The sequence below is a fragment of the Micromonospora sp. NPDC126480 genome (genome assembly GCF_040302465.1).
Taxonomy (GTDB): Bacteria; Actinomycetota; Actinomycetes; order Mycobacteriales; family Micromonosporaceae; genus Micromonospora.
Window position 1 is genome coordinate 22,084 of the sequence record NZ_JBEORU010000044.1, and the last position, 19,334, is coordinate 41,417.

Here is a 19,334-nt window from a genome sequence, read left to right on the forward strand (position 1 = left end):
GCCCCGGCTTGCAGGAAGGCGAGTCGCGCCATATCACATCCGACCGGCCCGATTCGCTTGTCCACAGGCGACGGCCGGGAGCGGCGCCACGGCTGTCCACAGGGCGCTCCCGGCGCGGTCGGGTGCCCGCACGCTGTTCCCCATGCCACCTCGACCACATCGACCCGCGGCTCTCGCCTGGGCGGTCTTCCGCGGCTCGGAAGCCGCCGAGCAGGGGCTCCTCACCGAGCACCAGCTCCGCAGCTCCGCCTGGGTCCGGCTGCGTCACGACGTCTACGCCGACGCGCGTCTGGACCGGGACCACGGGCTGGCTTGCCGTGCTGCGGCACTACGCCTACCGCCCGGCGTGCTGTTCGCCGGGCCCTCGGCGGCGTACCTTCATGGTGTCGAGCACGCAGCCACGTTCTCCGACGACGTCCATGTCCTGGTCCCACACCCCATCCGGGTGGGCTCGCAGAAGGGCCTGCGGGTGCACGTAGCCGGGCCGGGCAACTGGTCGCCCGCATCGGAGCCAGCGGGAGACTGCGCCCGCACGAGCCCGGACCAGGCCGCGTGGGAGAGCGCTGTCTGGCTCGAACCGCTCCGGTCGGTCGCCATCGTCGACGGCCTCCTCAGGCAAGGGCTCGCCACGCCGGCGACGCTGGCGGCGGAAGCCGATCGACACGCGGCGCGGCCGGGCGGGCGACGTGCCCGCTGGGTCTTCGACCTCGCTGATCCGGGCGCGCAATCACCACCGGAGTCCCAGCTGCGGGTGCGGCTGGTCCTGGCGGGTCTGCCTCGGCCGGTCACTCAGCATCCGGTCCGCCTGCCGTCCGGCCTGGTCCTGCATCCGGATCTGGCCTGGCCCGACTACCGCGTCGCGGTCGAGTACGACGGGCACTGGCATCATGACCAGGACCGTCTCCACCTCGACCGACAACGGCTGAACCAGTTGGTGGCTGCGGGCTGGCTGGTGTTGCACGTGACCAGCCGCCGTCTGCACCGGGAGTTCCCGAAGGTGGCTGCCGAGGTGCGCGCGGCCCTTGCCGCACGCGGCTGGCGCCCTTGATCCACTCGGTATTCAGGGAACCGGAGCCTCCATAGACCCACGACAGCCCGACCTCCATGAAGTGGAGTCGATCAACGGGGAGGGCCCGGTCGACCTGATGGTCGACCGGGCCCCGCTGGTCCGTCCGGCCCTTACTACGGGCGGGCGTTCGGCTTGAGCGGGGTGGTCACCGCCGCGTAGGCGTCGACGATCCCGTACCCGTAGAAGCCGTTGAAGTTGCGCCCACCGGCGCAGTACGCGTCGTAGGTCTCGTCGAGTCCCTCGTCGCGGTACTGCTGGAGCCGCGGCTCCGGGCAGGCGTGCTCGGCGGCCGTACGGTACAGGTGCTGCTCGACCAGCGTCGGGTTCATCCCGAAGCCGGACCGGCCCTGCTGCTTGCCGTAGCGGCTGACGATCAGCGCCGCCACGCCCGCAGCGTGCGGAGCCGCCATCGAGGTGCCCTGCAGATAGCGGTAGTAACCGCACTCGCCGTTGGCCTTGCAGTCCTTGAAGACCCGATCCGCGACCCGCGGATCGACGTCGCCGTTCGCGTCGACCATCGGGTCCGGAACGGTGGCCGAGATCGGCGACTGCTGGAGCACGTGCTTGGGGTAGGTCGAGAGGATCCGGTTGGACTGGGCGCCGAACGTCGGCGTACCGAAGCCGTCCAGCGAGAAGCCGCCCGGCGCGGCGACCGAGATCTGCTCGGTGCCGTAGTTGGAGAAGTGCGCCTTGCGGCCCGACGGCCCCACCGAGGAGACGCCGATCACGTGCGGGCCCTCCGACGGGAGGCTCCAGCAGCTGTCGTTGTCGATCTCCCGCGGGTACGCCGGCACGGGCCCGTAGTCCGGGCTGGACGTGTCGGTCCGCGGTGCCCCGAGGTCCTCGTGGTTGTTGCCCAGCGCGCCGACGAGCGTGACCCCCCGGTGGTGGGCGAAGGTGAGCGCACGCTTCATCGCCTTGATGATGGCCCGCTGCTCGGCCTGGGCCTCAGGCGAGTCGGCCGGGTTGGCCGTGCAGTTGTAGAGCCACGGGTCGACGTAGAAGGACATGTTCACCACGTCGAGGCCCGCCTTGCCCGCGTGCAGCAGGGACCTGACCACCGGCTCCAGGAAGAAGTACCCGGAGTCCTGCCCGCCCTTCAGCTGGACGATCGAGACCTTCGGGGCCACCCCCGAGACACCGAGGCCGTTCGCCGCCGCACCGATCGTGCCCGCGACGTGGGTGCCGTGCCCGTTGTCGTCGGTACCGACCGGGTCGAGGCAGCTGGGCACCTCGCAGGGGCCGTCGACGTCGGTCATGTCCGGCGCGAAGTTCCGCGACAGGCGCCAGTCGAAGTTCGGTGCGAGGTCCGGATGGCTGGCGTCGACGCCGGTGTCCAGCACACCGACGAGCACCCGCCGGTCGCCCGGCTCGACCTTGCGGGAATCGTCGGCCCGGATCATGTCCAGGCCCCACAGCTTCTCGTCGAGCGGGTCCATCTTCTTGCCTCGGGCACGGGCCGTCGCACGGGCACCAGCCGCCGAGGCGGAGGCGGAAGCCCGGGCGGCGGCGGCCTGGACAGCCTCTTCCTGCTCGACCGGGTCCAGCTTGGGCTTCCGGCCGATGGCCCGCTGCTCGGCGGCGCCGACGAGCGGGCCGGCGGCCAGCACCCTGCGGGCGAAGTCGGCCCGGTCGCCGACCACCTGGTAGACGCCGACCTCGTCGGCCCGTGAAACCACCGTGCCGCCCGCGGCGCGGATGGCCGCCAGCGCGGCGTCGGCGGTGACGCCGTCCTCCGCCACGACCGTGAAGGTCGCTGTCGCTGCCGTTCCGGCGCTCGCCGGGACTCCGAGGACGGTCACCGTCAGTGCCAGGGCCGTTGCGGTAGCGACGGCACCGGCGGTGAAGCGTTTGCTCACCACATCGATTCCTCTCGTTGAGAGATGTGGCGTCATCGAACAACACCGCAACGGTTTCCGCCAGACACCTACCCGATAACGCCCGAGAGATCGGCTTCGTCCGTAAGCGCAGCGATAACGGCGGGCAGGTCCGTCAAGGTGGACACTTCGGCGTCCGGCCGGACCGTGGGCGGGCAGCACCGGCCGGTGCGGTTGAGCCACACCCCGCGCAGCCCGGCGTCCTGCGGCCCCACCACGTCGTGGGCGATCGAGTCGCCGACATGCACCACCTGCCCGGGCAGCGCCCCGGCTGCCGCGACCACCGCCGAGTAGAACTCCGGAGCCGGCTTCTTGGGCACGCCGTCCTCGTGCGCGTACACCTCGAAGGCGAACTCGCCGGCGAGGCCGCAGCGTTCGGCGCGGCTGTTGCCGTTGGTGGCGAAGCCCAGCGTCCAGCGTTGGCGCAGCACGGCGAGGGCGGGCGGCACGTCCGGGAACGGCCGGGTCAGCGCGAACCGTCGCGCGAAGAAGAGCTCCGCCGCGTCGTCCAGGTACGCCTCGAGCCCGGCACGAGCCAGCGAACGGGCGAGCGCGGCCCGCCGGATCTCCCGCACCGGCGCCGCGGCGTGCACGCCGAAGACCGCGTCCCAGTCGGACTCCAGGTCCGCCAGGGACACCTCCGCCGCCGCCGGGGTCAGCCGCCGCATCTCCTCGAGTACGGCCACCAGCCCGCCGGTCACCGCCGGGCGAAGGTCGAGCAGCGTCTCGTCGGCGTCGAACACGACAGTGGTGAGCACCCGGCCATCGTCCCAGACGGTGCCGGCCGCCCCACCGCAGCACGCGTTGGCAACCGTTTGCATCGACTGAACGTGTCATTGTCATTGCATCGTGCAACTTCTATGGTTGCGGAAGCTTGAGTTCTCCTTGGACACGGGGGTGGAGGACAAGTGACAGCTGCTCGTTCCGGATGGCCGGACATCAGGCGGGCGTGGTGAGATTTCGGCTGCTCGGCCCACTCACCGTGCACAGCGACCGGGGTGCGAGAAGGCCCACCGGGCGGGTGCGATCACTGCTGGCGCTGCTGCTGCTCCGCGCCAACGCGCTGGTCCCGTCGCACCAGATCGTCGACGAGATCTGGGGCACCGACCCACCGCGTACCGTCCGCACCCAGGTGCACGGACAGGTCTCCCTCCTTCGCCGCCTGCTGCGGGACGTGCCCGGCGTCGAGCTGCGCACGCTCGCGACCGGTTACCTGCTCCGGGTCGATCCGGCCGACCTCGACGTGACGGAGTTCCGGCACCGCGGGCGACGCGGTCGGGCGCTGCTCGCCGCCGGGCGGCGGCAGGCGGCGGCAGAGGCGTTCCGCGCGGCGTTACGGCTGCACACCGGGCCGCCCCTCGGTGACGTCGACGCGCCGTTCGTGCCTGCGGCCGCAGCGCTGCTCGAGGAGGAGCGGTTCACGGTGCTGACCGAGTTGATCGGGCTGGAACTGCACGAGGGACGGCATCAGCAGCTGATCCCGACCCTCACCGCGCTCGTCGAACAGCACCCACTGCACGAGTCCATGTGGCGGCACCTGGTGATCGCCCTCCACGGTGCCGGCCGGCGCAGCGAGGCGATCGCCGCCTTCCACCGCGCCCGTGCGCTCCTGCGCGAGGAACTGGGCGTGGAGCCGGGAGCGGAGCTGACCTCGGCGTATCAGACCCTGCTGCGCGCGGATCCCGGCGCCGGCCGGCAGAGCGGTGACCTGTGGGACGCCCTGGTCCGGCTCGACGAGGTCGAGCAGGCGCTCCGCGACATCCGTCGCCTGCTGCTGGGCTCGACGGTGCCGGTGGTGCGGTCGAAGGACCCGACCACACCACCGGCACCCCGTCTCAGATCAGACGGTGGAGCACCGAACCCCGAGATCGCGGCGTGAGCCGTCGCGGAGCAGCACGGTGAAGGTCCAGGTCTGTCCCGCGCAGGACTTCGGTACGGAGACCGCGATGTCGTACCGGCCGTTGGCGAAGGTCACCGTGCCCGCCGTCGCGGGCCGCCCGTTCCACGACGCCCCGACGACCGCCCCCGGATCGGTGACCGCGGTGCCGCCCGCGGTCAGCTTGAACCCGACGGTGAAGGATGACGGCGCCGCGGCGTCCGGGATGGAGGTGCCCACCTTCACGCCGTTCTCGTAGAAACCGTCGAAGGTGTACGACGCGGTGGGCCGCAGGACGTTGGCGGTGACGTGGTTCGCCAGTGCGGTCCCGGAGGAGAGCCCGCTGTCCGCGTCGAACTGATAGTGCACACCCAGCCAGATGCGGCTGCGCGCGTTCTCCGTCGCCGCCGCGCTGAACGTGGCGAAGTTGCGGACGACGCCGACCGCGTGCGGGTCCTCGGTGGTGGCGGCGAAGTTGAACGTGTCCGAGCCGAAGAAGCCTCTCATCGCGCCCGCCCAGGCGGCGCCGAAGGTGGCGTGCCCGGACGAGTACGCCGGAAACGGCGGCGAGAACCGGACGTTGTTCCGGTCGGCCGAGAGCGGCTTCCAGCCGGCGTCGACGGTCGTGTCGCTGCGTGCGTCCTCGTTGGCCCGCTGGATCGCGGTCTCCGGCCGCCACAGGTCGATCGTGGTCTGGTACTTCGCGTCCCAGGACACGATCGCCGCGTCGCCCATCGCGATCCCGACCAGAGCGAACAGCCGCGCGTTACCGGCCTGCGTGAGCTTGGCCGCCTTGGCCACGATCTGGGTGTGGGCGAACAGCTGCCCCGGAGGCTTGTATGTCCCGTCGAGGTCGTTCGCCCAGAACCAGGCAGCCTGGGTCTGATCGGCGGTACGGGTGGTGCTGTCGTACCGGCCCAGCCCCTTCACCTCGTTGAGCTGGTCCGCGTACGCCTGGCTGGCGAGCAGCGAGGCGTAGCTGGAGTGTCCGGCCGGAGGCCCCGGACGGAACTGGGTGTTCGAGGTCATCGCGAACGGCCTGACCAGTCCCCATTCCGGCGTCGCGGGTTCGCCGGAGCCGGTGCGGCGCCACTGCCCCGGTACGGTTCCGTCGGCGTAGGTCGAGGTGTCCGGAGCGCCGTCGCCGGCACGGAAGGAGATCATCGCCTGGGCCGCGGCCGAACCCATCCGCTGCCCGTCGGTCCGGGCGGGCGAGTTGGGGATGCCATCCTGAGCCGCGGTCAGATCGGCACTGAAGTTCCGCTGCGGATAGATGCTGCGCAGCGTGTCGTACGCCGCGTAGTCGATGGCGGTTGCCAGGTCGGGGGTCACGCCCGGGGTGGGCGCCACCTTGGTCCGGTACTGCTGGCCGAGGCACCGGTCCGCACCGGTGGCGCAGAGGGCGGAGTTCGCGGCGTCGTAGATGGCGCCGTGCAGCATCGCGCCGGCCCGAGCCAGCGGCCCGGGCGCACCACCCTCCTGCCGGTAGGTCCGCAGGAGGACGTCGTTCCAGTAGAGGACGTGGTCGGAGGGACCGGCGGCCGACGCGGGGGCGGATGGCGCCACCGCGGCGACGGTGCCGAGACTGACAGCCGCGAGCGCGAACGCGCTCCATCGGCGAGGGGAGGTACGCAGCCAGCCCATGGAACTCCTCGGAGAGAGACTCTGATCGACCGGCCTGAATGGCCACGGTCACCGAGATCCTGGGCTGGCCCGCTACGAACCGGCTACGGTGCCGCTACCGCAGCCGGGGTGGTCCGGTAGCCGCGACGCCGACGGCGGAGCCGGATGTCAGCGGTCGGCGGCGAGCACCGGCTCCTGCGCGTCGGTTGCCGCGGGGGTCTCGCGCGGCTCATCGAGGCGGACCAGGGCGACCCCGGCGACGATCAGCGCGCCGCCGAGCAGCTGGACCAGCGTGGGCAGCTCGTCGAGGACCAGCCATGCGATGAGCACCGCGAACATCACCTCGGTCAGGCCGACGAACGAGGCCAGCCGGGCACCCAGGACGCGGGTCGCGGCGATCCCGGCGAGGTACGCGATCACCGCCGCCACCAGTACCAGCCCGGCCACCGGCAGGAGCCAGCTGGTGCGCTGCCCGGCGAAGTCGACCGCACCGAAGGCGGCCCGCAGTGGCAGTGCCCCGACGAGGCCGAGCAGGAGCAGCACGCCGGCGCCGACCGCCATCCCGCCGGAGGCCAGGACCACCGACGGCAGGTTCGCGTCCATCCGGCCGGCGAGCACGAAGTAGCCGGCCAGCCCGACCGCCGCGCCGAGGCCCCAGAGGACACCGACCGGGTCGAGGCGGCCGGCGCCGGTCAGGTCGAGCACGAGGCCGAGCCCGGCCAGGGCGGCGACCGAGCCGGCGACGGTCAGCCGGCGGGGGCGTTGCCCGTGCGCCAGCCACATCCAGCCGACGACCACCACGATGCCCAGGTACTCCAGCATGAGGGCCACGCCGACCGGCAGGTACCGCACCGCGTTGAAGAAGCAGACCTGCGCGAGGGCGACCCCGAGCAGCCCGAAGACGCCGATCGAGCCGAGGTTGCGCCGGAGCACGGACCAGCGTCCGCGCAGGGCCAGCGCCGCGGGCAGCGCGAGCACCACGGCGGCGAGGCCGACACGGACGATCACCACGGCCTCGGCCGACCAGTCGGCGTCGATGAGCGACCGCGCGAACGTCCCGGACGTGGCAAAGGTCAGCGCCGAGAACACGGCCAGGGCGAGGCCGGCACCGCCGACGGATGGTTGGCGCATGGGGCTCTCCTTGGCGACCGCGCCCGGTCATGGGCAAACTATGGGTATGCCGATGACGCTAGGCCGGCGCCCTGACAGGAGTCAAGTTGCTTTTTGCCCATGACACCGAATGTTCGCTGATCGCGGCCGCCGCCCTTGTCAACACCGACAGCAGCGACGGCGAGGGTCTACCGGACGTCGCCGCGCTTGACGAGTTCTTCGTGGCGCACGCCTACAGCGGCCGGCACGAACACACCGAGGCCGAGCTGCGGGCGGTCCGCGCGCTGCGCCCGCGGCTACGCCGGATCTGGCACTCCGACACCGACGGGATCGTGACGATCGTCAACGGGCTGCTCCGGGAGTACCACGCCCTGCCGCAGCTCATCACGCATGACGACGAGCCGTACCACCTCCACGCCGTGCCCCGCGACGCGCCGCTGGCAGTCCGGATGGCGGTGGAGGCCGCGATGGCAATCGCCGACCTGGTCCGCAGCGGGGAGCTGAGCCGGCTGCGGACCTGCGACCACCCCGACTGCGACAACGTGCTCGTCGACCTGTCGAGGAACCGCTCCCGCCGGTTCTGCGAGGCGGGCTGCGGCAACCGGGCCGCCGTCACCGCCTACCGCGCCCGCAAGGCCGCCGCCCGGCGCTGACGGCTCGCCGACGGAGGGCCCAGGATTCCGCCAGGATCTTGTGCCAACCGCGTAACCAGACCTGAGCATGCGGGCATAGAGGCCGCCGGTGTCGAGGGCTTTGGCGAACTGTTCGAGGTACTTGCAGGTCGGCGGCTGCTGCCCGAGTTCCACCGCGATGCCCACCGCTCAGTTTCCGAGCGCGGCATCGCGGTGGGCCCGCTCGCTCCCCGGCCGGGCGGTCCCGCCGCCGGGGCGATGACGCGAACGAGTCAGCTCCAAAGGAGGCCGCACCATGTCTCGGTCCGCCTGGCGGATTCGGTTACCCCGCAGTGGATCGGGCCCGGTCAGGGGTGGGTCATCCGGAGCAGGTCCAGCGCCTCCGCCAACTGCTCCTCGGTGAGCTTCCCGGAGTCCACGTGGCCCCGCGCGATCACCACCTCCTTGATGGAGATCTGCTTCGCGAGCGCCTCCTTGGCGATCGAGGCCGCCTCGTCGTACCCGAGGTGACGGTTGAGCGGGGTGACGATCGACGGTGACCCCTCCGCGTACGCCAGGCAGACCTCGGCGTCCGCGACCAGGCCGACCACGCAGCGGTCCGCGAGCAGGCGGCTGGACTCGGCCAGCAGTTTGATCGACTCCAGGATGTTGCGGGCCATCACCGGCAGCATGACGTTCAGCTCGAAGTCGCCCTGGGACCCGGCGAAGGCCACCGCCGCGTCGTTGCCGATCACCTGGGCGCAGACCTGGCGGACGGCCTCGCAGACGACCGGATTGACCTTGCCGGGCATGATCGACGAACCCGGCTGGAGGTCCGGGATCCGCAGCTCCCGCAGGCCGGCGCGCGGGCCGGAGCCCATCCAGCGGATGTCGTTGGCCATCTTGTAGAGGCCGACCGCGACGGTACGCAGCTGCCCGGAGGTCTCCACCAGCGCGTCCCGGGCGCCCTGCGCCTCGAAGTGGTTGCGCGCCTCGGTCAACGGCAGCCCGGTCGACGCGCGCAGCTTCTCGATGACCTTGGCGGCGAACCCGAGCGGGGTGTTGATGCCGGTACCCACGGCGGTGCCACCGAGCGGCAGCTCGGCGAGCCGGGGCAGTGCCCCCTCCAGCCGTTCGATGCCGTAGCGGACCTGCGCGGCGTACCCGCCGAACTCCTGCCCGAGGGTGACCGGCGTGGCGTCCATCAGGTGGGTACGCCCGGCCTTGACCACGGTCTCGAACTCGGCGGACTTCGCCTCCAGGGCCTGCGCGAGGTGCGCCAGGGACGGCAGCAGGTCGCGCGCCACGGCCTCGGTGGCGGCCAGGTGGATGGAGGACGGGAAGACGTCGTTGCTCGACTGCGACGCGTTGACGTCATCGTTCGGATGCACGTCACTCCCCAGCTCCCGGCTGGCCAGCGTGGCGATCACCTCGTTGGTGTTCATGTTCGACGAGGTGCCGGAGCCGGTCTGGAAGACGTCCACCGGGAACTGGTCGTCGTACCCGCCGTCGGCCACGTGCGCGGCGGCGGCCGCGATCGCCGCCGCCACGTTGGCGTCGATGACGCCCAGCTCGCCGTTGACCTCCGCGGCGGCCCCCTTGATCTGGGCCAGCGCCCGGATCTGGGCCGGCTCGATCCCCCGGCCGGAGATCGGGAAGTTCTGCACGGCGCGCTGCGTCTGTGCCCGCCACAGCGCCTCGGCCGGCACCTCCACCTCGCCCATCGAGTCGCGTTCGATCCGGTAGCCCGTCGCCTCTGGAGTCGTCACGCGTACCATCCTGCCGCGCACCGCGACTGCGTGCAGATGTTCGCGGCGAGCCGCTCAGCCCAGCTCGGCGAGCAGCCGCTCCACCTCCAGCCGCTCCGGCACGTCGAGCTCGCGGAAGAGGGCGAGCGCCCGGGTCCAGTGCGAGCGGGCCGCGGCCGGGTCGGTGGTACGCAGACAGCGGGCGATACCGTCGAGCGCCCGGGCCTGCTCGTACCGGGTGCTGATCTTGGTCGCATCGCTCAGCACCCGACGGAACAGGTCCAGCGCGCTCGACACGTCGCCCTGTTCGAGGATCGCCCGCGCGAGCAGGTTGCGCGAAGCACACTGCGCGATCCGGTCGCCCGAGTCGATCATCGCGGCCAGCGCATCCCGGTGCAGGGCCGCGGCCACCTCCGGCCGGCCCGCCTCGCGCTCCAAGGCACCGAGTTCAACCCCCAGGGGCGGGCGCACCGACGTCGGACGCGCCGGCGGGACGTCAGCGCCGGCCGACGGTGAGGACCGGCTTGGTCACCTCGGCGAAGAAGTCGTTGCCCTTGTCGTCGACCACGATGAAGGCGGGGAAGTCCGCCACCTCGATCTTCCAGACCGCCTCCATGCCCAGCTCCGCGTACTCCAGCACCTCGACATGCTTGATGCAGTCCTGGGCGAGCCGGGCGGCCGGGCCGCCGATGGAACCGAGGTAGAAGCCGCCGTGCTGGTGGCAGGAGCGGGTGACCTGGGCGGAGCGGTTGCCCTTGGCCAGCATCACCATCGAGCCGCCGGCGGCCTGGAACTTCTCCACGTACGCGTCCATCCGGCCGGCGGTGGTCGGGCCGAACGAGCCGGAGGCGTACCCCTCGGGGGTCTTGGCCGGGCCGGCGTAGTAGACGGCGTGGTCGCGCAGGTACGCCGGCATCGGCTCGCCGGCGTCCAACCGCTCGGCGATCTTCGCGTGGGCGATGTCCCGGGCGACGACAAGCGGGCCGCTGAGCGACAGCCGGGTCTTCACCGGGTACTTCGACAGCTCGGCGCGGATCTCGTCCATCGGCCGGTTCAGGTCGACGCGGACGACCTCGGAGCTGTCCAGCTGCGCGTCGGTGACGTCGGGCAGGAAGCGCGCCGGGTCGGTCTCGAGTCGTTCCAGCCACACGCCCGACGGGGTGATCTTCGCGACCGCCTGCCGGTCCGCCGAGCAGGAGACGGCGATCGCCACCGGGCACGACGCGCCGTGCCGGGGCAGCCGGACCACCCGCACGTCGTGGCAGAAGTACCGGCCGCCGAACTGCGCGCCGATGCCGAAGTTGCGGGTCAGCTCCAGCACCTCCGCCTCCAGCTCGAGGTCCCGGAAGCCGTGCCCGGTCATCGAACCGGAGGTGGGCAGCGCGTCCAGGTACTTCGCGGAGGCGTACTTGGCGGTCTTCAGCGCATACTCCGCGGAGGTGCCGCCGATGACGATGGCCAGGTGGTACGGCGGGCAGGCCGCGGTGCCGATCAGCCGCAGCTTCTCCTCCAGGAACTGCATCATCCGCGTCGGGTTCAGCAGCGCCTTGGTTTCCTGGTACAGGTACGACTTGTTGGCCGAGCCGCCGCCCTTGGCCATGAACAGGAACTTGTACGCGTCCGGCTGCCCGTCCGGGTCCTCGCCGTAGATCTCCACCTGCGCCGGCAGGTTGCTACCGGTGTTGCGCTCCTCCCACATGGTCAGCGGCGCCAACTGGGAGTAGCGCAGGTTCAGCCTGGTGTACGCCTGCCAGACGCCCCGGGAGATCGCCTCGGCGTCCGTCCCGTCGGTGAGCACGTGCCGGCCGCGCTTGCCCATCACGATCGCGGTGCCGGTGTCCTGGCACATGGGCAGCACCCCACCGGCGGCGATGTTGGCGTTGCGCAGCAGGTCCAGCGCGACGAACCGGTCGTTCGGCGAGGCCATCGGGTCGTCGATGATCGACCGGAGCTGCGCCAGGTGCGCCGGGCGCAGGAAGTGCGCGATGTCGTGCATCGCCTCGGCGGTCAACGCGGTGAGCGCGGCCGGCTCCACGGTGAGGAACCGGCGACCGCCCGGACCGTCGACGACGTCGACGCCCTCGTCGGTGATCAGGCGGTACTCCGTCTGGTCCGGACCGGTCGGCAGCAGGGGGGCGTACGAGAAGGCGGCGGCACTGCTCATGAGCGGAAAGCCTAGGGCAGGAGGGCCGCTCGGTCCCACCCGCCGGGTAGGTCCTGGGACACCGCTCTCATCGGCGCCGGTCAGGGACGGCAGGTCACCCCTCGTCCGGGCACAGCTCCCCCTTCGGGCCGCAGCTGTCGGCCGGCGCCGGCGCGTCTCCGGTGCCCGCCGGGCGGGGCCCGTCGCCGCCGCCCGGGGGCGGGGCCACCGCGGCGCCGCGGAAGCGGACGTACCCGATCTCCCGGCCCTCGCCGATGATCATGCCGTTGGCACCGACCGCGAGCGCGTTGGCCGCCGTGCGCAGGACCGCCAGCTCCGCGCCGGAGCGCGGGTCGAGTGCCACGAGCCGGGAGGGCTTGTCGTCGACCAGCACCGCCGCGTACGGGGTGAGCGCCGCACCCGCCTTCGCGCCGGCGGGGCGGCTCCAGCGGACCCGGCCGCCGCCCAGGTCCCGGGCGGAGACCGAGCGTTTGTCGGCGGCGCGCACCAGGGCGTACCGGTCGTCGACGGCGACGATCTTCTCGCCGGGGCCGGCGAGAAGGAGCAGGCGGCCGTCGTACCCGTCGAGGACCGCCTCCCGGCCGTCCGGCGCGACCCCGATCAGCACGCTGCGCGCGCCCTGCGGATCCTCCCGCTGCGCGCAGCCCACGGCCTCGGCCGTCCGCAGGTTGACGCCGTTCTGCTGCCACGCCTCCTGGCCGGTGACCGGGTCCCGCCCGGAGATGCTGAACAGGCAACTGCCCTCCTCCGACCGGGCGGTGATCCGCAGCAGGCGGCCACCGACCACCGACAGCCGCTCGTCCCGGCCGGGCTCGATGTCGGTGAGGACCCGGCCGGTGGCGGTGTCCAGCACGTGCACGCGACCGTCGACCGGGAACCCGAGCAGCGCCGGCACCGGCTCCGGGCCGGCCGCCTCCTCGTCGATCCGTACGGCGTCGAGCCGGCGGGTGTCGAGCAGGTCCGGGTTGTCGCCGAGCAGGCCGCTGCGGACCCCCGGCATGAAGGCCGTCCACAGGGGAGCGGTGCCGCGCGGGTCCCAGGCGCTGAGGGTGCAGTCGGTGGGTGCCGCGCAGCGGGCGTCGAGCAGCAGGTTCCGCCACGTCCAGACGGCCACCGCGTCGCCGTCGCGCCGCCGCGTGACGCCGGTCGTCGGGTCGAGCACCTCGTACCCCTTGACCAGGAGCTTGCCCACGACGACGACGGCGTCCCGGTCGCCGCCCGCGACCGCCGACCAGTCGGCCTTGCGCTCCCACAGCTGGCTGCCGTCGGTGAGCCGCCGCGCCTCGACCCGGGTGCGCTGCTCGACGACGATGGCGTCGCCGGCGAAGGTGACGCTGCGCGGCGTCCCACCGATGCGCTGCTGCCAGACCACGTCCGGCTCGGAGATGGGGTCGCTGCGGTCCACCCAGTTCCACAGGCCGGGAAACGGGTTCCAGACTCCGGTCGCCGAGAGCACGACGACGGTCACCAGCCCGAGCAGCAGCCAACCCCGCACGCCAAGGCCGCTCCCCTTCGCCACCGGAACACGGTAGCCACTCGCACCCGCCCCACAACGTCCCGGCGCGCCGTCGGTGTAAGGAAGGGCCCCTTATTAACGCCTGCGGTAGCGGAAGGGCCCCCTGTTAACACCAGCTCACCGGGGCGGCCGGAGGATCCGCCACAGCGCCGACGTCGCGACGAGCGACGCCACGCCGGCCAGCGCCATCACCGTGCCGGGCGCCACCACCTCGCTCAGCGCCCCGCCGGCCGCGGCGGCCAGCCCCTGCACCGCCATCAGACCGGTGCTCACCAGCCCGAACGCCTGCCCCCGCCGGGCCTCCGGCACCGCGTCGAGGAACCGTCGGGCCAGGCCGAGCTGGTAGGCGAAGCCCGCGGTCGCGACCGCGAAGAGCACAGCCGCCGGCCACAGACCCGGCCGGGCCACGAAGGCCAGCATCGGTACGCCGAGCAGCAGCGCGAGCCACGGCGTCCACGCCTCCCGGCGGGCCGGCGCGACGAATCGCCCGACCAGCAGGTCGCCGACGAGCATCCCGAACGCGGCGGCCATCAGCAGCACGCCGGCGCTGGCCTCGGCGCCGAGCCCGGCGGCGTACGGCACGGCGACGCCCTCCGCCCCGACCAGCACCGAGCCGGGGATCCACTGCGCCAGCAGCAGGCCCCGGACCCGCCGGTCGGCCAGCAGCGCACGGTTGACCCGCAGGGTCTCGCGGACCGCGTTCCCACCCCCCGGCCGCGAGCGGCTCGGTCGCCGCGCCAGCCCGACCCGGACGAACAGGGCGGAGAGTACGCAGGTGGCGGCGGTCAGCCAGAGCGCGCCGTACGGCCCGACCAGCCCGAGCAGCAGGCCACCGAGGGCGAACCCGGCCACCTGGGTGCCGCCCGACGCGACGGTGAGCAGGGACCGCCCGAGCACGTACGCGTCGCCGTGCAGCACGTCCGGCAGCAGCGCGCTGCGGGCGGCGCCGCTCAGCGGGGCGAACAGGCTCACGACCGCGACCAGGCCGAGCATGGCCGCCGGGGAGAGCACGCCGAGGGCCAGCACCACCACCATGGCGAACCGGAGCAGGTCGTACCCGACGATGATCGCGCGGGGCGGCCACCGGTCGGCGAGCGCGAGCAGGAACACGCCGCCGAGGGCGTGCGGGAGGAACCCGGTCACGTACGCCAGGGCGGCGAGCAGCCCTGAGCCGGTGCGCTCGTAGACAAGCACCGACAGGGCGAGCATCTTCACCGTCTCGCCGATCAGGAACACGCCGTAGCTGCCGAAGAGGACCCGGAACTCGGCGACGCCGAAGACGTCCCGGTAGGTGGCGGGCCCGCTGTCGGCGTCCGCGTCGGCGCGGGTCGTGGTGGTCACCGGGCCAGCGTGCCAACGGTCCGCGGATCGCACTATCCTTTCGCTGACCACCGAAAGGTCCAGCATGCGCATCGAGGTGACCCCGTCCGACATCGCCGCCAGCCGGTACGCCGTCTCCCCGCTCGGCGAGGCGGTCTCGGCGCTGCGGCTCTGCGCCGGACACCGCTCCGTCCCGGCCCTCACCTCCTGGGTGGCCCGGGCGCGACCGGCGTTCGACCGGCTGCGCCGGGAACTGCCGGCGGTCGGTGCGCTGCTGGCGTTGCAGCGACGGGGCGGGTACAACGCCGACTTCATCCAGCCGCCACCGGACGGCACCGGGCGGGACTTCGCCGACGAGCTGGCCGTGGTGCGGGCGACCCCGCTGGCCCAGGCACGCGAGGAACTGGCCCGCAACCTCGCCGGGCACCGGACACCCCCGGCGTACGCCCACCAGATCTACGAGTCCCCGGACGTGGTCGACCGGCTCGCGGACGGGATCGAGGCGGCCTGGGCGACGCTTGTCGAGCCGGACTGGCCGCGCCTGCGGGCGGTACTGGAACGGGACCTGCTGCACCGGGCGGGTCGGCTGCTCGCGTACGGCTGGGGAGCCGCCGTCGCGGACCTGGACCCCCGGCTGCGCTGGGTGCCCGGCGGGGCGGTGGGGGTACCTGGAGGTGTCCGACCGGGACCCGGCGACGTACACCCTGGACGGGCAGGGCCTGCTCTTCGTGCCGACCGTCTTCGGCACCCTGATCAGCTACGTCGAGCAGCCCTGGCCGTACGCGATCGTCTACCCGGCCTCGGGAGTGGCCGAACTGCTCGGTCCGCCCGACCCGGCCCGCCCCGAGGACGCGCTGGACCGCCTGGTCGGCCGGGGCCGGGCGGGTCTGCTGCGGGCGCTGGCCGCACCGGCCACCACCAGTCAACTGGTCGCGCAACTCGGGCTCAGCCTCGGCGGCGTCGGCGATCATCTCGCGGTGCTCCGCGACGCGGGCCTGGTCGCCCGCACGAGAACCGGCCGCACCGTCCTCTACCGCCGCACCCCCCTCGGCGACGCCTTGACCGCAACCCCACCCCGCTGACCCCCTCCCCGGCGATCTTGCACTTTTGGCCATTGGTATGCCCCTTATGAGTGGAAAGCCGGGGCACAAAGTGCAAGATCGCGGGAGGTGAGGGTCAGCGGGGGGCTGTTGCCGCGTTGCGGACCAAAGGGAGGACGCGGTAGGGGATCTGCTCGGCCAGGGCGATGATCGTCGAGGCGCGGCGGATGCCCTCGTACCGCACGATCTGGTCGATCACCCGCTGCAGGTCGGCGTTCGACCTGGCCACGATGCGGCAGAGCAGGTCGCCGGAGCCGGTGATGGTGTGCGCCTCCAGCACCTCCGGGATGGCCGAAAGGTGTGCGGTGACCGGGTCGTGGCCGTGCCGCTGGCTGATCTCCAGCGTGACGAAGCTGGTCACCCCGAACCCGATGGCGGCGGGCGACACCTCGGGCCCGAACCCGCCGATGACGCCCCGGTCGACCAGCTTGTCGAGGCGGGCCTGCACGGTGCCGCGGGCCACCCCGAGGCGGCGGGAGCACTCCAGCACCCCGATCCGAGGCTCCTCGGCGAGCAGCGCGATCAGGCGGGCGTCGAGGGCATCGAGCTGTACATCCTGACCAGTGTTCATGGGTCCTGACCCTACTCCTTGCGCAACCTGACCAGCCAGAACGCGAACAGTTGCCCAGTGGACGCGCTCACGGTGATATTCGCGGGAGGAGCACAGCGTCGGCCTACGAGGCCGGCCGGTACGCGAGGGAGGCCACCATGACCCAGGCGATCGACCGACCCCAGTCGACCGAGGAGGTCGACGTCGACCAGCTGGTCGGCGCCGTCGACCACGACATCAGCCGCGACCCCTTCCCGGTCAAGGGCCTCGACCACGTGCACTTCCTGGTGGGCAACGCCAAGCAGGCGGCGCACTACTACTCGACCGCTTTCGGGATGACCTGCGTGGCGTACCGGGGGCCGGAGCAGGGCTACCGGGACCACGCCCAGTACGTGCTGACCAGCGGCTCGGCCCGGTTCGTCCTCACCGGTGTGGTCCGCCCGGGCGCCGACGGCGCCGAGCACGTCGCCGCGCACAGCGACGGCGTCTCCGACATCGCGCTGGAGGTTCCGGACGTCGACGCCGCGTACGCCCACGCCACCGCGCAGGGCGCGACCGGCCTGGTCGAGCCGCACGACGTCAGCGACGAGCACGGCACCGTGCGCGTGGCCGCCATCGCCACGTACGGCGAGACCCGGCACACCCTGATCGACCGCTCCCGCTACAGCGGTCCGTTCCTGCCCGGCTTCGTGGCGCGCGGCCCGATCGTGGACCGGCAGCCGATGATCGACGCCGGGATCCAGCCGAAGCGCTTCTTCCAGGCCGTCGACCACATCGTCGGCAACGTGGAGCTGGGCCGGATGGACGAGTGGGTCGAGTTCTACAAGCGGGTCATGGGCTTCACCAACATGGCGGAGTTCATCGGCGACGACATCGCCACCGACTACTCGGCGCTGATGAGCAAGGTGGTCGCCAACGGCACCCGCAAGGTGAAGTTCCCGCTCAACGAGCCGGCGATCGCCCGCAAGAAGTCGCAGATCGACGAGTACCTCGAGTTCTACCAGGGCCCGGGCGCCCAGCACATCGCGGTCGCCACCAACGACATCCTGGCCAGCGTGGACGCCATGCGCGCCGCCGGTGTCGAGTTCCTGGAGACGCCGGACTCGTACTACGACGACCCGGAGCTGCGCGCCCGCATCGGCGAGGTGCGGGTACCGATCGGGGAGCTGAAGGCCCGCAAGATCCTCGTCGACCGGGACGAGGACGGCTACCTGCTGCAGATCTTCACCAAGCCGGTGCAGGACCGCCCGACCGTCTTCTTCGAGCTGATCGAGCGGCACGGCTCGCTCGGCTTCGGCAAGGGCAACTTCAAGGCCCTCTTCGAGGCGATCGAGCGGGAGCAGGAGAAGCGAGGCAACCTTTGACTTCCTCCGGGCCTTAAGGGCCGGAGTTCCCCTCAGCCTCGCGGCTGAGCCGCAGGTTCGCTGGCGGCTCGGCCGCGAGGCTGAGCCGCACGCGAGCGTGCGGTTGGGACCACTTCCTGTTTCACAGGCGACAGCACCCGAGCGGAGCCGGAATGTCTGACGTCACCTCCGCAGGCAGACACGGCAAGACCTGCCGCCAAAATGTTCCTCGCCGCGTTGATGTCCCGATCATGTCGGGTACGGCAGCCCGGGCACGTCCATGCCCGGGAGGAGAGAGGCAGCTGCGCGAGCAGGTAACCGCAGGACGAGCACGTCTTCGTGCTGGGGTACCAGCGGTCGATCACGATGAGGGTGCGCCCGTACCACTGACACTTGTACTCCAACTGCCGGCGGAACTCACCCCAACCGACGTCGGAAATCGCCTTGGACAGGCGACGGTTACGGACCATGTTCGCCACGGCGAGGTCTTCGATCACAATCGTGTCCGCCGACCGGACCAGTCGCGCGCTCGCCCGGTGGATGAAGTCCAGGCGGGCATTGCGAACCTTGCGGTACGCGCGCGCAAGCTTCGTCTTCGCCTTGAGCCGATTGGCCGAACCCTTGACGCAGCGGGCCATTCGCCGCTGGTACCGGGCAAGGTTACGCGCCTTGCGCTCCAGATGCCGCGGGTTGGCGATGCGCTGGCCGTCGCCGGTGGTCGCGAAATCCGTCAAACCCAGATCAACACCGATGGCGCGGCCGGTTGGCGGCAGTGGGGCCGGGGCGTGGGTGTCCACGGCGAAGGTCACGTACCAGCGGCCATCCGACTCTCGAGACAAAACCACCATGGTCGGGTCCAAACGGCCAGGGCCGATGTCATCCCATGTCCACACGAACGTCAGCGGCGCGCTGGTCTTCGCCAGCCACAGTTGGCCGTCGCGCATCCGAAAAGCGGCGCGCGTGTAGTGGGCGGACTGCCGGCCGGTGCGGGACTTGAATCGTGGGTAGCGGGCCCGGCCGGCGAAGAAATTTGCGAACGCCGCATGCTGATGCCGCAGGCTCTGCTGGAGCGGCACCGACGAGACTTCAGACAGAAACGCCAGTTCCTCGGTCTTCTTCCACCTGGTCAATGCCGCGTCGGTTGCACGGTAGGAGGTGGACTCGCCGGCGTTGAGCCAGCGAGCGTTACGCTCAGCCAAGGTTCTGTTCCACACGAGGCGCACGCACCCGAAGGTTCGGTTGAACGTTGCGGCTTGGTTCAGATCCGGATAGGCCCGACACTTGTACGCCATCCTCACGACCCGCAGGTTACGGCAGGGGTATGACATGGGTGGTCACGTCCGCGCTGGTGGTGTAGGAGACGGCCATCGCGGGATCCGGTTTGATGTTATGCGGCGATCGGTGCCGGGTCGGTCTGGTCGGTGTCG

Annotated in this window: 14 protein-coding genes and 2 pseudogenes; 5 read left to right on the forward strand and 11 right to left on the reverse strand. The window is 71.7% G+C overall.

The window, feature by feature from the left end; translation table 11 throughout:
* Positions 1-142: 142 nt before the first annotated feature.
* Positions 143-1,048, forward strand: a complete 906-nt coding sequence (locus ABTW87_RS28460) for a hypothetical protein (RefSeq protein ID WP_350654319.1) — start codon at positions 143-145, stop codon at positions 1,046-1,048.
* A gap of 134 nt (positions 1,049-1,182) precedes the next feature.
* On the opposite strand, the gene ABTW87_RS28465 is transcribed toward ABTW87_RS28460, so the two are convergent.
* Entirely contained in the window at positions 1,183-2,928 is a 1,746-nt protein-coding gene (locus ABTW87_RS28465; RefSeq protein WP_350654321.1) for a S8 family peptidase, read from the reverse strand.
* Between the two features lie 68 nt (positions 2,929-2,996).
* Entirely contained in the window at positions 2,997-3,704 is a 708-nt protein-coding gene (locus ABTW87_RS28470; protein WP_350654336.1) for an HAD family hydrolase, read from the reverse strand.
* A gap of 170 nt (positions 3,705-3,874) precedes the next feature.
* Here ABTW87_RS28470 and ABTW87_RS28475 point away from each other — a divergent pair, with 170 nt between their 5' ends.
* Positions 3,875-4,825 (forward strand): AfsR/SARP family transcriptional regulator, encoded by a 951-nt coding sequence (locus tag ABTW87_RS28475; protein WP_350654322.1) that lies wholly within the window; start codon positions 3,875-3,877, stop codon positions 4,823-4,825.
* Here ABTW87_RS28475 and ABTW87_RS28480 read toward each other — a convergent pair.
* Positions 4,787-6,466, reverse strand: coding sequence for a vanadium-dependent haloperoxidase (locus ABTW87_RS28480; protein ID WP_350654323.1), 1,680 nt, complete (start codon positions 6,464-6,466; stop codon positions 4,787-4,789). The genes ABTW87_RS28475 and ABTW87_RS28480 overlap by 39 nt on opposite strands.
* Positions 6,467-6,613: 147 nt before the next feature.
* Entirely contained in the window at positions 6,614-7,576 is a 963-nt protein-coding gene (locus ABTW87_RS28485) for an EamA family transporter (protein WP_350654324.1), read from the reverse strand.
* A gap of 86 nt (positions 7,577-7,662) precedes the next feature.
* Here ABTW87_RS28485 and ABTW87_RS28490 point away from each other — a divergent pair, with 86 nt between their 5' ends.
* Positions 7,663-8,208: a CGNR zinc finger domain-containing protein gene (locus ABTW87_RS28490; protein WP_350654325.1), complete on the forward strand. Its 546-nt coding sequence runs from the start codon at positions 7,663-7,665 to the stop codon at positions 8,206-8,208.
* A gap of 326 nt (positions 8,209-8,534) precedes the next feature.
* Here ABTW87_RS28490 and ABTW87_RS28500 read toward each other — a convergent pair whose 3' ends face one another.
* From ABTW87_RS28500 to ABTW87_RS28520, 5 genes and pseudogenes are all read right to left on the reverse strand, one after another.
* On the reverse strand, positions 8,535-9,944 hold the full coding sequence (locus ABTW87_RS28500) for a class II fumarate hydratase (RefSeq protein WP_350654337.1): 1,410 nt from the start codon (positions 9,942-9,944) through the stop codon (positions 8,535-8,537).
* A gap of 45 nt (positions 9,945-9,989) precedes the next feature.
* A pseudogene (locus ABTW87_RS28505) lies at positions 9,990-10,364 on the reverse strand (tetratricopeptide repeat protein); the annotation flags it as partial.
* Between the two features lie 46 nt (positions 10,365-10,410).
* Positions 10,411-12,078, reverse strand: a complete 1,668-nt coding sequence (locus tag ABTW87_RS28510; RefSeq protein WP_350654327.1) for a fumarate hydratase — start codon at positions 12,076-12,078, stop codon at positions 10,411-10,413.
* Between the two features lie 94 nt (positions 12,079-12,172).
* Entirely contained in the window at positions 12,173-13,597 is a 1,425-nt protein-coding gene (locus tag ABTW87_RS28515) for an outer membrane protein assembly factor BamB family protein (RefSeq protein WP_350654328.1), read from the reverse strand.
* Between the two features lie 114 nt (positions 13,598-13,711).
* Positions 13,712-14,935, reverse strand: a complete 1,224-nt coding sequence (locus tag ABTW87_RS28520) for an MFS transporter (protein ID WP_350654329.1) — start codon at positions 14,933-14,935, stop codon at positions 13,712-13,714.
* A gap of 64 nt (positions 14,936-14,999) precedes the next feature.
* Between ABTW87_RS28520 and ABTW87_RS28525 the strand changes: the two are divergent.
* Positions 15,000-15,996 (forward strand): annotated as a pseudogene (locus ABTW87_RS28525) (ArsR/SmtB family transcription factor).
* A gap of 94 nt (positions 15,997-16,090) precedes the next feature.
* On the opposite strand, the gene ABTW87_RS28530 reads toward ABTW87_RS28525, so the two are convergent.
* The gene (locus ABTW87_RS28530; protein ID WP_350654331.1) at positions 16,091-16,585 is read right to left on the reverse strand and encodes an Lrp/AsnC family transcriptional regulator; all 495 of its coding nucleotides are present in this window, start codon (positions 16,583-16,585) and stop codon (positions 16,091-16,093) included.
* Between the two features lie 137 nt (positions 16,586-16,722).
* Between ABTW87_RS28530 and hppD the strand changes: the two genes are divergently transcribed.
* Entirely contained in the window at positions 16,723-17,928 is a 1,206-nt protein-coding gene (hppD, locus tag ABTW87_RS28535; RefSeq protein WP_350654332.1) for a 4-hydroxyphenylpyruvate dioxygenase, read from the forward strand.
* 32 nt (positions 17,929-17,960) lie between these two features.
* On the opposite strand, the gene ABTW87_RS28540 is transcribed toward hppD, so the two are convergent.
* Complete coding sequence (locus ABTW87_RS28540; RefSeq protein WP_350654339.1) at positions 17,961-19,199, reverse strand: RNA-guided endonuclease InsQ/TnpB family protein; 1,239 nt, start codon at positions 19,197-19,199, stop codon at positions 17,961-17,963.
* Between the last annotated feature and the right edge of the window lie 135 nt (positions 19,200-19,334).